This window comes from Massilimicrobiota sp. An105 (assembly GCF_002161155.1).
Taxonomy (GTDB): Bacteria; Bacillota_I; Bacilli_A; order Erysipelotrichales; family Coprobacillaceae; genus Allocoprobacillus; species Allocoprobacillus merdigallinarum.
Map to the genome: position 1 here is coordinate 37,141 of NZ_NFLY01000001.1, position 15,245 is coordinate 52,385.

Consider the following 15,245-nt stretch of genomic DNA (forward strand, 5'->3'; position numbering starts at 1 on the left):
AAAAAATGTCAAAAAAAATAATTATTGGTATTACAGGAAGTGTTGCGGCTTTTAAAAGCATACAGCTCATTAGTGATTTAGTGAAACAGGGATATCAGATTGAAGTCATGATGAGCGAAAGTGCTACACGTTTTGTGACTCCTGTTTGTATTCAGTCGCTGACAAAACGTAAAGTCTATGTGGATACATTTGATGATGAAAATCCAGCTATCATTACTCACGTAGATATTGTCAAAGATGCTGACTTATTTATGGTTGTCCCTGCCAGTGCTCATACGATTGCAAAACTGGCATATGGTATGGCTGACAATATGCTAACAAGTGCTTTTTTAGCTGCCACATGTCCAAAACTTATTGCGCCTGCAATGAATGTTCATATGTATGAAAATCCAATCACACAAAAGAACATGCAGTTATTAAAAGAAACAGGTGTTGTTTTTGTAGAACCTATCTCAGGATTATTAGCCTGTGGTGATACAGGAAATGGAAAACTGGCAGATGAAGACACTTTATTAGAAATGATTGATTATATGTTAGCACCAAAAACACTTTCAGGTAAAAACATATTAATCAGTGCTGGACCTACACAGGAAAGTCTGGATCCTGTTCGTTTTATTACCAATCACTCAAGTGGTAAAATGGGCTATGCGCTTGCGAAAGCTGCTTTCCAATTAGGGGCCAATGTCACGCTTGTCAGTGGACCTACGCATCTCAAAAAGCCACATGGAGTCAATGTTATTGATGTGATCAGTGCAAACGATATGTATCATCAAATCATTCAGTGTGTTAAAGAATATGATTATATGATTATGTCTGCTGCTGTGGGTGACTATGCCTGCAATGAAATATCTGATGAGAAAATCAAAAAGCATACAGATACACTTACATTGGAACTTCATAAAAACAAAGATATATTATTAGAAATTGGGAAAAGACGTTTAGCATCTCAGGTGATTTGTGGTTTTGCGATGGAAACAAGTCATCTTATTGAAAATGCTCAAATGAAGCTACAAAAGAAAAACTGTGATATGATTGTGGCTAATCATTTAAAAACAGATGGCGCAGGTTTTCAGGGAGATACCAATGTCGTCAGTATTTTAACACAGCAAGATGTCACAGATTATCAAAAGATGTCTAAACAGGAATTAGCTTACATTATCTTAAATCAAATGAAAAAGCTGGAGGAAGAAAAATGTTAATTGTTATTGATATTGGAAATACAAATATTACAATGGGAATCTATCATCAAGATCAGTTAATTGGAACTTATCGTTTAACAACAAAATTCCAAAGAACATCTGATGAATATGGATTTATGTTATTATCTTTTTTGAGCGCTTCTTCAATATCTGCTGATGATATTCAAGATATTATTATTAGTAGTGTTGTACCAAAAATCAACTATTCATTTACTAACTGTATCAAAAAATATTTACATAAAAATCCTATCTTTATTGGTCCAGGTGTCAAAACTGGTATTGATATTCGTATTGATAATCCTTCAACTTTAGGTGCCGACCGTCTGGTTGACGCTGCTGGTGCTTATTATACTTATGGTGGCCCTTGCCTCGTTATTGATTTTGGGACTGCTACAACTTATGATGTTGTGAGTGAAAAAGGAGAGTTTTTAGGTGGAGCAACTGCTCCAGGAATAGGTATTTGTGCAAATGCATTGTCTTCTCAGGCAGCTAAACTTCCTGAAATTGAAATTCAAAAACCAGAACGAGTGATTGCTAAAAATACTATCAAAAGTATGCAGGCTGGCGTCTTCTTTGGATATATCGGACAAACGGAATATTTGATCAAACAAATCAAAAAAGAATATCAACAAGATATGAAAGTCATTTCAACTGGTGGTTTAGGAAGAATGATTGCTAAAGAAACAGATTTCATTGATATTTATGATGCTGATCTTACATTTAAAGGTCTTAAAATCATTTATGATAAAACAAAAAAGAATTTATATGAAAAACAAGGTTTATAATGAACCTTGTTTTTCTTCTATATATATCATTTTAATCAATTGAGCTATAACATATTGTTTATCAAATAATGTCATCAATCTTTCATTTCCTATTTTATCATGTTCAGGATAAAGCAGAAAATGTAGAATGATGCCTACAATTCCTTTATTATTCATATGTTTAAGAATGTGCAAATCACCATTTAATAAAACAGAAAAATCTTTTTGCAGATATTCTTGAAAATCTTGCAGTAAATCATGAACGAATATGTCAAACTGATAAACATAACTCTCATCACGTCCTAAAATTTCACAGATCCAATCGAGTAAAATATATAAATAATCTTCTTTTTGTAAAGGCTCTTGAAAATGTGCCTCTAGAAACTGCTGATAAAGATGATCTTGACTACTACTTTTTGTATATTGACGTATATATCTTTCTGTCAATAAAATATTTTGATAAGTTTTTTCAAATAAGACAGTTTGAAATGGTAAAAATGTATATTTATGACCAACATACTTGTTCATTGCTTTTTGACCCTGCTGATATCCTAAACGTAGTGAACGTTGAATAGATTCTTTAGAAAAATCCATAAATCCACTGAGTTCAACAGTTGGATACGTATAATGAATATGAGGACGATGCAAATAATGGGAATGCTTAACAGGATAACTCATATCAATGACTAATACTTCATCTGCTCCCATAGCTAAAGCTAAATCAATGGGAACATTATCATAATATCCTCCATCAATATACGCCTGATCCTGAAAGCGATGAATAGGAAACAATGGAAAACAAGAGGCACTGGCTAATAAATAATCATAAATATGTTGACGTGGCATTTCTTCTTTTGTTATATACAAGGGTTTGAGTGATGGAAATTGTACTGTACATAATCCAAAATCAATTGATGATTGAAGAAGTTTATCTTCATTTAATAACCGGCGTATCAAATGTTTTAAAGGTGTAATATCAGCACCTTTTTCTTTCATATAATTCTTAAAAAATGAAATAACCAGATGTGATTGATCAAGCATATGATCAAAATCAAAACTCAAATCTGGTAAGCCCCCTTCAAAAACATCTTTTTCTTCAATATTTTCCCATAAATGCAAAAGAACATCTATTTCTTTTTGCGCTAACAAACAAGCATTTAAAGCTCCTATAGATGTTCCCGTTACTATCTGATAATCCATTTGCGCTTCATGAATAGCTTTTATAAACCCAGCTTCATAAGCACCCTTGGCTCCTCCTCCAGCGAAAACAATTGCTTTTTTCAAGATTAATCTCCCCTTTTGCTCTCTTTTATCATATGAAAGAACTGTTCTAAATAGACATCAAATTCCTGAAAATCTGTTAAATGATATTCCCAGTTAGGAGAACCAATTTTCCCTGGTACATTAAAGCGACAAGATGTATCTTTGCCCATCAAATCCCAAAATGGAATAATAACTTCTTTGGCATCTAAATCTAAACAATAATTTAAGATTTTCTGATACATATGTTGTTGTGAATAATCTTGTAATAGTTCTTCTAATTTTTTATATTCATCTTCATCTAAAGTATTGAGCCATCCAACTAAAGTATCATTATCATGTGTTCCACTATAAACAACAACTTTTGAAAAATCAAAATCATAGGCATAATGGAACTGAAAAACATACATACCTTTTAAATGATAATGATCTCTCAACTGATAAACTTCATCTCTTAAATCACCCAAATCTTCAGCTAAAATAGATAAATGATCAATTGATGAATACAGAGTATCAAATAAATCATAACTTGGTCCTTCAACCCACTCCCCGATAACAGCAGTCGGTTCACTCGCTGGAATTTTCCAATACGTATCAAATCCCCTGAAATGATCAATTCTGACACGATCATACATTTGTTGACTCGCTTTCATACGTTCAACCCAAAAGGCATAATGGTGTTGCTTCAAATATTCCCAATTATAAATAGGATTTCCCCAACGTTGTCCAAATTTACTAAAATAATCAGGAGGTACACCTGCTACAAATGAAGGTGTCCCATCTTCTTCTAGTAAAAAGCATTCTCTATTTTGCCAAACATCTGCCGAATCTAATCCTACATAAATAGGCATATCTCCAATAATTTCAATATTTTTTTGGTGCGCATAATCTCTGAGTTGTTGCCACTGTAAGAAAAAGAAATACTGTAAGAAAATTTGATAATCAATATCTTTAGTAAACGGCAATAATGAAAAAGATTGATCATGTTGATAATTTTTATATTCTTCTGGCCATTCAACCCATGAACATTCATGATGATGTGATTTAAAAACTCTAAAAATAGCATAAGAATAAAGCCATGACTTATTTTTTTCAACAAATTCCTGATATTGCTGATCACCATGAAAACGTGAAAATGCCAAACGATAATATGCTTGTTTTTGTTTTCTTACCTTTGCATAATCTACATATAAACTCTGTTGATTATCAATGTGAACTTCATCAGGATATAACAACCCTGCTTCAATAAAAGCTTCGATATCTAAATAAATTTCATCACCAGCATGACTTGATAAAGGCTGATATGGGGAATGACCATATCCTAATGGATTTAATGGCAGTATCTGCCAAATTTCAAGATGTGCTGCGGCTATTTTATCAATAAATTGATATGCATTTTGACCAAAATCTCCTACTCCATATGCACTAGGCAATGCTGAAATAGGAAATAAAATACCTGTTTTTTTCATAACTTTTCACCTAATAACCTATATTTTCCTCAATAATAATGACATGAATACGCTTTTTTTGTCCCTGATAAGCAAGTTTAACGTAACTGCTGCAAATACGTTCGTCACTTAAACAATCCTGACATTGTCCTAACTTTGTACAAGGTGTATGCTTATGCAATCGTAAAGCATTAGCTGGTGCACTATATTGACGTATATGTTCAATCGCTTCCTGTTCATTTGCACAGATTTTATTTATTCCAGCAATAACATAAACATCTTTAGGACCAAAAATCATTGCAGCTACACGATTCCCTGTACCATCTATATTATATAAACATCCATCCATTGTCAAAGCATTAGTTCCTGTAATAAATATATCTGCCAATAGCCCTTCTCTTAAACGTTCTTTCACTTGTTCTTGAGATAATCCCATTTCATAACGATCTATAAACTGTACATCACTTTCCCTTATCAAATCAATAATTCCTAATTGTGATAATGTGACACTTCCTCCTACAGCAACTTTCTTTTGACCCTTTAAAACAGTTCTTAAATATTGTTTTAATTCATTTTCATCCTTGACAATCATACATGACATCTGATTTTTTTCAAAAGCCTTTATTAACTGATTTTCTTTCATACGTAATAATGTTTGATAATTTTCTTCCATTTTTTATCCTCCTATAATAGCAATTGTCCTAACTGATAGATAACAAACGCAACCAGATATGCCATTCCGGTTTGAAACATGACTGTTAAAATTGCCTGAGGCCATGAACGTAATTCACGTTTTGTTGCAGCAAAAGCAGCAACACAAGGCATATATAAAACGGTAAAAACTAAAAATGTAAAAGAACTTAATGGTGTAAAAATGCCAATTAATGCTTGATTTAAAGCTGCTGTTGAAGAAGATTGTGTTAAAACAGTTAAAGTAGAAACAACTGACTCTTTTGCAGTAATACCTGTCATTAAAGCTGTTGAAGCACGCCAATCATTAAAACCAAGTGGTGCAAAAATAGGTGATACAAATGAACCGATTGCAGCTAAAATACTTTGCGAACTGTCTGTAACAAAATCAAAAGTAAAACTAAAACTTTGTAAAAACCATATCACAATAGAAGCCATAAAAATGATAGTAAAAGCTTTATGGATAAAATCCTTTGCTTTATCTAAAACATTTAAATAGACATTTTTTAAAGTTGGAATACGATAAGCCGGAAGCTCCAATACAAATGGAACAGGTTCACCAATAAATATCGTATTTTTCAATAATAAAGCAGAAATAATAGCGACTAAAATTCCAATACAGTAAATGCTTATCATGACTATTGCTGCTTTATGAGGAAAGAAAGCCGCAATAATCATTCCATAAATAGGCAGTTTCGCACTACAAGACATAAATGGCGTTAAAATAATTGTCATCTTACGATCTCGATCACTGGATAAGGTACGTGTTGCCATAATAGCTGGAACACTGCATCCAAAACCAATTAACATAGGTACAAAAGAACGTCCTGATAATCCTATTTTTCTCAACGCCTTATCCATGACAAATGCAACACGTGCCATATAACCGCTATCTTCCAGCATTGATAAAAAGAAAAACAAAATCACAATCACTGGTAGAAATGATAATACGCTTCCAACACCTGCCAAAATACCATCACCCACTAAAGAACGTAACCAAAAAGCAACATCATATTGTTCTAGAAGGCGAATGATCATATTTGAAAATTCTCTAATAATAGAATCCATTAAATCTTGTAATGGTGCTCCAATAAGTGAAAATGTCAAATAAAAGATCAACAACATAATAAGAATAAAAATAGGAATTCCTAAATATTTATGTGTCAATAAACGATCAATTTTCTCAGAACGAATTTGTTCTTTTGTTTCACTTTCTATAAAAACAGTTTGCTTACATACATCTTCAATAAAAGAATAACGCATATCAACAAGTGCTGCCTCACGGTCTGTTCCCGCTTCTTCTTCCATCTTCTGTAAAATATGCTCAATAATATGACGATCTCCCTGATCGATATGCAATTGATCAAACATCTCATCATCACCTTCGATAATCTTTGTCACACAATAACGCAAAGGTAACTGTAAAGATTGTGCACTCTGTTCAACGATATGTGATATAGAATGAATAGCTTTATGCACAACACCGTGACAAATATCAATATGTTGTGATGGCTTATCTAAATTATTTTCAATAGCCGTTATAACATCTTCAATACCTTCATTTTTACTTGCTGAAATAGGAACAATATCCATTTCTAAACGTTCCTTTAAGCCATCAATATCAATGCTATTACCACTCGTAATCACTTCATCCATCATATTTAAAACCAAAATCATAGGAATATTTAATTCTAATAATTGAGTTGTTAAATAAAGATTTCGTTCCATATTCGTTGCATCAATAATATTAATAATTAAACATGGTTTTTCTTCCAATAAATAACGAATAGAAACGATTTCTTCAGCTGTATAAGGTGATAATGAATAAATACCAGGTAAATCTATTAATTCTAATTCATCTTTATGTTTTTTTATGAATCCTGTTTTTTGTTCAACAGTAACGCCAGGAAAATTCCCAACATGCTGAGAAGAACCAGTCAAAGCATTAAATAATGTTGTCTTCCCACAATTTTGATTACCAATTAAAGCAATTTTTTTACTCATCATCAACCACCCTCACTTCAATCAAGGCAGCATCCTCTTTCCTCAAAGTCAAAACATAGCTTCTTAAATAAACTTCTATTGGATCCCCCATAGGTGCCACTTTCCTGATTTTCACTAATGTATGGGGTGTTAAACCCATTTCTAATAAGCGTCTTCTCAAAAGTCCTTTACCATTAACAGATACAATCTGTACCAATGTTTGAGGACTCATCTGATCTAATGTCATACCCTCACCTCATCTACCTACCCATTATAACGCATTTTTTAAACAATGAAAATATTATCTTTTTCAATATCATTGACATGCTTCAAACAAGCAGTAAAATAATATTGAGGTGAAAACATGAAAAAATTATTAATTGTTGTTGATTTTCAAAATGACTTTGTGACTGGTAGTTTAGGATTTGATGAAGCTCCTCAACTAGAAAATCATATTGTCCATTTAATTCAGACATTCCAACGAAATCAAGATGATATTATCTATACAATGGATACACATCAAACAAATTATCTACAGACTTATGAAGGATTGCATCTTCCTATTGCCCATTGTATAGAAAATACACCAGGATGGCAGTTATATGGAAAAGTGAAAGAATTATTAAGTGATTGTACCTGCTATAAGAAAGAAACATTTCCATCTTTAGAAATGGCTAATGATTTAAAAAATAAAGAATATGAAAGTGTTACTTTAGTTGGACTTGTTTCACATATTTGTGTTTTATCGAATGCAATCATGGTCAAATCAGCTTTACCTGACACGCCCGTACGTGTAGATTTAAAAGGTTGTGCCAGCAGTGATCAAATCACTCATCAAAAAAGTATTGACGTTATGAAGTCTTTACAAATAGAAATAATTGAATAGTAAAAACCACGCCATGAATTGAACTTTTAGAGTTCATTCAAAAGACGTGGTTTTTTACATTTATAATAGACTTGTTTCAATATAAACACTCTTTAATAAAACATATCTTCATCATCAAATAAATTTTGTGAATTTAATTTTTTCTTTTGCATATATTGAACATAATCATGTTCTGGGATATCTTTACCTAAAAGATTGACATTCATAGGATTATCCATATTAAACTCATAAACATATGCTTGATCTTTGACTTTTCCATCATTATCTAAAATATCCATATAAATTTTATTATATTCATTATTCTGGCAATCTTTACCAAAATAACTTTCTAACTCATCAAGATGAGCTAAAGTCTGATCATTAACATCATAAACTTCACCAAAAATCATATCCTGACCTTCACATAAATAAGCAGGATAAATTTTACCAATAATTGTCATTAAACTTCCTTTTATATAACCATGACCACAATATGTTGCTTGATCTTTTAAAAAAATGTCATAATTATACATACCTTGTCTTAAAGTTCCATATACAAATACTTTTGCCATTAATGTGTCGCTCCACCTGTTACTTTTAAATCTTCTTTAGTATCTACAATAGCTTCAATAGCTGCGCATAAACCTTCTACTATAGTTGATAAACTCATGCTTGCAGTGTTTGCTCTTTCAATAACTTGTTCTGGTAAAAATGGAATATGTATAAATCCACTTCTTTTCCCTGGATATTTCGTTTCAATTATGTGTCTAACTCCATATAACACATGATTGCATACAAATGTTCCTGCCGTATTAGATACTGCAGCTGGTATATTCTTTTCACAAATTCGGGCAACCATGGCCTTTATTGGCAAATTAGAAAAATAAGCTGCAGGTCCATCTTCAAAAACAGGTTCATCAATAATCTGTTGCCCAGCATTATCAGGAATACGGCAATCATCAATATTAATTCCAATTCTTTCAACAGTGATAGCTGTACGTCCTCCAGCCTGACCAATAGATAAAACAACATCTGGATCATATTTAGCAATTGCTTCATCAATGACCTTTAAAGATTGATGACAAATGGTTGGAATTTCTAATTTTATAATCTGAGCTCCTGCAATTTCATCAGGCAATAATTTTACAGATTCAATCGCGGGATTAATTTTATCTCCACCAAATGGGTCAAAACCAGTCACTAAAATTTTCATCTTTTATAACCTCCTAAAATGCTAAGACAAGCATTAATACAATATGAATAACAATCATGATCATAGCCATTGGAAGCTGTGATTTAATAACAGCCCATTTTTGATCTTTTGTTTCTAAAACAGCACAAGGAACGATATTGAAGTTTGCTGCCATTGGCGTTAATAGTGTACCACAATATCCAGCTGTCATACCTAAAGCAGCTACAATTGATGGATCTCCACCTTGATTAATAACAAATGGAATCCCAATACCAATGGTAATAACTGTAAATGCCGCAAAAGCATTACCCATAATCATTGTAAAGATAACCATACCTAAAACATAAACAATAACACCAATCACAATATTACCAGATGGGATAACACTTGAAATAATGTTTGAAATAACATCTCCAACACCTGCTTCATTGAAAACACTTCCTAAAGCTCCTAACAACTGTGGTAATAAACAAGAAGCTCCTACTTGCATTAATAAACGTGATGTATCACTACGTGTTTCAGATAATTTTGGTTTACAAATGATCATCGCTAAAACAAGTGCTACAAGACATGCAATTCCTGTCATAACGGCACCATCTAATGCAGTTGGATTTCCTGCACTGCTACCAAATGAAAATAATTGTAAAGTAAAGAAATTACTTAATTTCAAGAAAAATGTCTGTGCTGTTTCAGAATTATATTGAATTAAAGATAAAATTAAAGCCATAACCCCAATAGAAACAGCAGGAATAAAGATTTTATTTCCTAATTTTTCACTCGCTTGTTGACGGAATTCATGAGTTGATTCTGTAAATTCACCCATTTTCACCTGATTTGTTGCTGTTAAGCATCCCATAACAACAAGCATAGCTCCAATTAAAACATTAGGAAGTAATTTTCCTAACATAAAAATGACACCTAATAAAGCCCAGAATAATGTTGTTCCTACTTTTGCTTCTTTATTACGTGTTGCACGATAAGCAGTATCAAAACTTACAAATGCACATAAAACATAGAAGAATTCAGGAAGATAGATTGTTAAAAAGTCTAACATTATTTATTTCCTCCCTTCTTGATTTTTCTGTCATATAAAAAGACTTGAACAAATGTTAATGCTACAGAAATAACCGCAATATATATAGAAGCCGTTGCAATGGATGCAAGAGTCACTTCTGTAAATCCTGCTTCAGCCATTGTTCCATACATCAAAACAACACCACTGGCAGCTGGGAAACAGTTTTGTGCAAAGAAGTTTCCATAGTTTTCTACTGCAGAAGATAATCCTTTTAATGATTCTTCTTCTTTTTCATCTAACTCTCCACCTTTAACTTTTTCACCTGCTGCTTGAGCCATTGGATAAATTAATGGTCTTACAAACTGTACAACCCCACCAATTCTAATATTTAATGCAGAAGCAATAGTACGAATAACAGAGTAAATCGCTAAGACTTTTCCAGCCGATGCATTTTTTATTTTACCAATTAAATATGCAGCTCTTTCTTTTAAACCATATCTTTCGATAATCGCAATAACTGGGAAAATAATTAAGAAAATTGACATTAAACGATTAGAAACAAAAGAACTTCCTAAGATTTCTAATATTTCAATAAAACTCATTCCAGAAACTAAACCAGTCACAATTCCTGAAATAATAACAGTCGCTAAAACATCTAATTTTAAGGCAAATCCTACAACGATGATAACGATTCCAATCAGTGTTATATACTCCACAAATACACTCCCTTTCAAAATGTTAACAGAAATATTATATATGATTTTTCTATTTCTTGCAACTCAATGTCCTTTTCACTAAAATTGTTCATTACCATTTTATACCAATATAACAATTTTATATAAACAAATTTATGAATTATAGAAAATATAACGTTTTTTCATTATTTCATTTCAAAAAAACATTGTATACAACTTTAAAAAAGAGTATAATTTCTTTAATCAAAAAGGGGGATTTTTATGGAAATAAGAATTGAAAAAGCACAAACTTTAAAAGAAAAACCTAATCAAGATCAGTTAGGTTTTGGAAAATATTTTACTGATCATATGTTCATTATGGATTGGGATAAAAATCAAGGTTGGCATGATGCACGCATTGTCCCTTATGGACCCATTCCAATGGATCCAGCCACAATGGTTTTACACTATGCTCAAGAAACATTTGAAGGATTAAAAGCTTACCGTAATCCAAATGGCGATATTTTACTTTTCAGACCAGAAATGAATGGAAAACGTATGATTAATTCTAACAAACGTCTATGTATGGCTGAACTTCCTGAAGATATGTTTGTAGAAGCGGTTGAAGCCATTGTTAAATTTGAACAAGATTGGATTCCAACTGCACCAGATACATCTTTATATATTCGTCCATTTATGTATGCTTCTCAACCAGGCGTTGGGGTACATCCTGCTGACAGTTATCGTTTCATCATCATTCTTTCACCAGTAGGTGCTTATTATCCTGAAGGTGTAAACCCAGTGAAAATTTGGGTTGAAGATGAATTTGTCAGAGCGGTCAAAGGCGGTACTGGTTTTACAAAATGTGGTGGAAATTATGCTGCCAGCATTGCTGCACAAGTCAAAGCTGAACAAAACGGATATACACAGGTTCTTTGGTTAGATGGTGTTCATAGAAAATATGTTGAAGAAGTTGGAACTATGAATGTCATGTTTCTTATTGGTGATACCGTTGTGACAGCGGCGCTTGAAGGTTCTGTCTTACCTGGTGTGACAAGAGATTCTATTATACATATCTTAAAAGATATGGGATATAAAGTAGAAGAACGTGATTTAAGTATTGATGAACTCATGGAAGCGGGTCGTACTGGTCAATTAAAAGAAGCATGGGGAACGGGTACAGCAGCTGTTATTTCTCCAATTGGTGAACTTTGTTATAAAGGTAAAAAAATAACGATTCATGACTTTAAAACAGGTCCTCTCACACAAAAACTTTATGACACTCTAACAGGTATTCAATGGGGTCGTCTTGAAGATAAATATCATTGGACAAAAGTTGTTAAATAATGAATATATAAAGATTTGTTTAAACAAACTTTTACATTTTAAAAATGATTTTGCTATAATATCAACGTTATCGAGCAGCAAAAAGGCGTAAGTCCAGATTATGGACTTATGCCTTTTTTGTCATTTAAAGGTGGAATATATTTTGCAATTATGGCTGTGATGTTATTCTTAATAAGAATTTTCATAGGAAAAGTGACCGATCAAAAAGGCGAAGCTATCTTTGTTTATACATGTCATATGTGTATGTTTATTGCATTATTCCTGATAGCCTTCATACCTCATAACATCACTTTTCTTCTTTCAGCAGCCCTTTCTGGTTATGCCTTTGGAGGAATTGAACCCGCCTTACAGTCTATGGCCGTGAGTATTGCCCCACCTCAAAGAAGAGGTGCAGCCAATTCAACATTTCTATGCGCTTATGATATGGGAATTGGTTTAGGTGGAGGAATCGCTGGTGTTTTGATTGATATGATTGGATATAATTATATGTTTGCCATCATTGCTATAGCAAATATTTTATCTATTCTTATTTATATTGCTATTGGCAAAAAGCATCCATCATCATTAACTTATCGTTTAAAAATGCAAAAAGAAAAGCAAGCTTAGACTTGCTTTTTATTTACGTTTTTCAACTGGCTGATAGTCTTTTAATGTCCCAACATATTTTGTAGCTGGTCTGATAATACGGTTTGAATATAATTTGTTTTCTACATTATGTGCGATCCACCCTACTGTTCTTGCAACAACAAATAATAATGTATAAAGATCACTCGGTATATTCAACATATTGTAAACAAGCCCACTATAAAAGTCGACATTCGTACAGACATGGATTCCTTTTCGTTGATAAATTTCTTGAACAGCAATTTCACCAAAACGTTTATAAAATAAATATTCCTGATGACGCCCTTTTTCAATGGCTAATTCCTCACAGATTTGACTTAACATTTCACTACGAGGATCACTTAATGTATAAACAGCATGTCCAATTCCATATACCAGACCACTGCCATCATTGAAATCTTTATCCAAAATACGATTAACAATCTTTTTCATTTGATCATCAGTTGCTTCTAATGATATTTCTTCAATAACGTTTTCCATTTGTTTTTTTACAGCTAAATTTGCTCCTCCATGACGTGGTCCTTTTAAAGAGCCAATAGCTCCTGCTACTGAAGAATATATATCTGTTCCTGTTGAAGAAATAACAACATTGGTAAATGTAGAGTTATTTCCTCCACCATGGTCTGCATGTAAAACCAATGCAATATCTAAAGCTTCTGCTTCTTTTTGAGTAAATTTTCCGTCATTTCTCAATAAAGATAAAATCGTTTCAGCAATACTTAAATCTTTTTGAACATGATGAATAACCAGACTCTTTTCATCAAAATAATGAACTTTTGTCTGATATGTATAACAGACAATACTTGGAATCTTAGCCAATAAATCAATTCCCTTATTAAGAGTTTCTATTATACTTGTATTATCAGGATCATCATCATAACCATATAACATCAATACTTCCTGCTGTAATTTATTCATTAAGTTTTTAGCTGGAAATCCTAAGATATTGGCCTCTAAATAATGTGGAGGCAATTCATAACGATCACTTAAAACTTTTTTGAATTTTTCAAACTCATCATATGAAGGCAAATAACCAAAAAGAATTAAAAAACACACTTCTTCAAATAAATATCTTTTCTCTTTTCTTTGACCATTTATAATGTCTTCAACATTAATACCACGATAATAAAGACTTCCATAATCATCTGTTTTTTCTCCATCTTGGATTTTATATCCAACAACATCAGAAATTTTAGTTAATCCAACCAATACTCCTGTACCATCTTCATTACGTAAACCTTTTTTCACAGAATAAGTTTGATAAAGTTCATTATCTATATGATTTTCAACTAAGGACTTTTCAAAAAAATCTTGGATTTGATCATTCATAGATTCTCACCCCTTTTTCTATATTAAATCCATTATATCACTATTTTGTATAATTGTATACAATAAATAACTATTTAAATCCATCCAAAATATTGACAGGCATATTCAATACCATCTTCATAACTTGCTTTTGTAATAAAGCTCGCTTTATCTTTCAATTCTTGACAGGCATTTCCCATTGCAATTGATGTCCATTCTGGTTTAAACATAATCAAATCATTATAATCATCCCCAAAAACAACGACATCTTCAGCTTGACCATGCACATACTCTAACATTTTGAAAATGCCTTCATCTTTAGCATCATGCTGATATGTTAAATATTCTTTCATAAAACGAATATGTCCAATTGAATCAAGAAATGTTAATTCATGTTCATGTTTTTCATCCACAGCAATATAAATTTTATAATAATCTTGAATATCCTGATAAGTTAATGATGAATCAAAGAAATATCTTGTTGGTTCTTTTCTATATCCAACCTGTTGAATAAATAATTCATCATTCATAATAACATCAATACTATCATTAGGTGAAATAAGAAGTCCAAATCCTTTTTGATGAGCTTCCTGACATAACGCAATAGCTTTTTGACGATCCAAAGGTTTATTTTCAATAAGCTGATCATTAATTGTAATAGCCCCGCCTCCATTACTTACAATATGGTGAAATCCTGCTTCTTTCGCAAATTCTTTTGTTTTATAATAAGCTCTTCCTGTCGCAATACATACAAAATGACCATTGTCCTGTAATTTTTTGATTGTTGTTTTTGCACTAGGTATCAATTCACCTGTTTGCTTATTTGTAAGTGTTCCATCTATATCAAAGAAAAAATATTTTTTATTCATAACCATC

Annotated in this window: 16 protein-coding genes; 5 read left to right on the forward strand and 11 right to left on the reverse strand. The window is 32.1% G+C overall.

Features of this window, described 5'->3' with window-relative positions:
- Positions 1–5 precede the first annotated feature (5 nt).
- Together coaBC and B5E48_RS00185 are read left to right on the forward strand one after the other, a co-directional pair.
- Positions 6–1,199: a bifunctional phosphopantothenoylcysteine decarboxylase/phosphopantothenate--cysteine ligase CoaBC gene (gene coaBC / locus B5E48_RS00180; protein ID WP_087303683.1), complete on the forward strand. Its 1,194-nt coding sequence runs from the start codon at positions 6–8 to the stop codon at positions 1,197–1,199.
- Complete coding sequence (locus tag B5E48_RS00185; protein ID WP_087242724.1) at positions 1,193–1,984, forward strand: type III pantothenate kinase; 792 nt, start codon at positions 1,193–1,195, stop codon at positions 1,982–1,984. The genes coaBC and B5E48_RS00185 overlap by 7 nt, the downstream gene beginning before the upstream one ends.
- Here B5E48_RS00185 and B5E48_RS00190 read toward each other — a convergent pair.
- The 5 genes from B5E48_RS00190 to B5E48_RS00210 are packed head-to-tail and all read right to left on the reverse strand — an operon-like array spanning position 1,979 to position 7,591.
- Positions 1,979–3,247, reverse strand: coding sequence for a patatin-like phospholipase family protein (locus B5E48_RS00190; protein WP_087303684.1), 1,269 nt, complete (start codon positions 3,245–3,247; stop codon positions 1,979–1,981). The genes B5E48_RS00185 and B5E48_RS00190 overlap by 6 nt on opposite strands.
- A gap of 2 nt (positions 3,248–3,249) precedes the next feature.
- On the reverse strand, positions 3,250–4,692 hold the full coding sequence (gene malQ / locus B5E48_RS00195) for a 4-alpha-glucanotransferase (RefSeq protein ID WP_087303685.1): 1,443 nt from the start codon (positions 4,690–4,692) through the stop codon (positions 3,250–3,252).
- 10 nt (positions 4,693–4,702) lie between these two features.
- Positions 4,703–5,344 (reverse strand): lactate utilization protein, encoded by a 642-nt coding sequence (locus B5E48_RS00200; protein ID WP_087303686.1) that lies wholly within the window; start codon positions 5,342–5,344, stop codon positions 4,703–4,705.
- Positions 5,345–5,355: 11 nt separating this feature from the next.
- Positions 5,356–7,368 carry a ferrous iron transport protein B gene (gene feoB, locus B5E48_RS00205; RefSeq protein WP_087303687.1) on the reverse strand — a complete coding sequence of 671 codons (2,013 nt, stop codon included), beginning with the start codon at positions 7,366–7,368 and terminating at the stop codon, positions 5,356–5,358.
- Complete coding sequence (locus B5E48_RS00210) at positions 7,358–7,591, reverse strand: FeoA family protein (protein ID WP_087242734.1); 234 nt, start codon at positions 7,589–7,591, stop codon at positions 7,358–7,360. Before B5E48_RS00210 ends, feoB begins: the two co-directional genes overlap by 11 nt.
- A gap of 117 nt (positions 7,592–7,708) precedes the next feature.
- Here B5E48_RS00210 and B5E48_RS00215 point away from each other — a divergent pair, with 117 nt between their 5' ends.
- Positions 7,709–8,230: a cysteine hydrolase family protein gene (locus B5E48_RS00215; protein ID WP_087303688.1), complete on the forward strand. Its 522-nt coding sequence runs from the start codon at positions 7,709–7,711 to the stop codon at positions 8,228–8,230.
- A 92-nt stretch (positions 8,231–8,322) separates the two neighbouring features.
- On the opposite strand, the gene B5E48_RS00220 is transcribed toward B5E48_RS00215, so the two are convergent.
- From B5E48_RS00220 to B5E48_RS00235, 4 genes are read right to left on the reverse strand one after another with little or no spacing between them, the layout of a single operon-like run.
- Complete coding sequence (locus tag B5E48_RS00220) at positions 8,323–8,781, reverse strand: gamma-glutamylcyclotransferase family protein (protein WP_087303689.1); 459 nt, start codon at positions 8,779–8,781, stop codon at positions 8,323–8,325.
- On the reverse strand, positions 8,781–9,422 hold the full coding sequence (gene pcp, locus B5E48_RS00225) for a pyroglutamyl-peptidase I (protein ID WP_087242740.1): 642 nt from the start codon (positions 9,420–9,422) through the stop codon (positions 8,781–8,783). Before pcp ends, B5E48_RS00220 begins: the two co-directional genes overlap by 1 nt.
- Positions 9,423–9,435: 13 nt before the next feature.
- A complete protein-coding gene (locus B5E48_RS00230) occupies positions 9,436–10,455 on the reverse strand; it encodes a DUF979 domain-containing protein (RefSeq protein WP_087303690.1) in 1,020 nt (339 codons plus the stop codon).
- Positions 10,455–11,132, reverse strand: a complete 678-nt coding sequence (locus B5E48_RS00235) for a DUF969 domain-containing protein (protein ID WP_087242744.1) — start codon at positions 11,130–11,132, stop codon at positions 10,455–10,457. Before B5E48_RS00235 ends, B5E48_RS00230 begins: the two co-directional genes overlap by 1 nt.
- A gap of 240 nt (positions 11,133–11,372) precedes the next feature.
- Between B5E48_RS00235 and B5E48_RS00240 the strand changes: the two genes are divergently transcribed.
- Entirely contained in the window at positions 11,373–12,437 is a 1,065-nt protein-coding gene (locus B5E48_RS00240; RefSeq protein ID WP_087303691.1) for a branched-chain amino acid aminotransferase, read from the forward strand.
- 117 nt (positions 12,438–12,554) lie between these two features.
- Entirely contained in the window at positions 12,555–13,043 is a 489-nt protein-coding gene (locus B5E48_RS00245; protein WP_158097236.1) for an MFS transporter, read from the forward strand.
- Between the two features lie 9 nt (positions 13,044–13,052).
- Here the strand turns inward: B5E48_RS00245 and B5E48_RS00250 are convergent, their stop codons facing one another.
- Both B5E48_RS00250 and B5E48_RS00255 read right to left on the reverse strand, forming a co-directional pair.
- A complete protein-coding gene (locus tag B5E48_RS00250; RefSeq protein WP_087303693.1) occupies positions 13,053–14,390 on the reverse strand; it encodes a citrate synthase in 1,338 nt (445 codons plus the stop codon).
- A 74-nt stretch (positions 14,391–14,464) separates the two neighbouring features.
- Positions 14,465–15,238, reverse strand: a complete 774-nt coding sequence (locus tag B5E48_RS00255) for an HAD-IIB family hydrolase (RefSeq protein ID WP_087303694.1) — start codon at positions 15,236–15,238, stop codon at positions 14,465–14,467.
- Positions 15,239–15,245 lie beyond the last annotated feature (7 nt).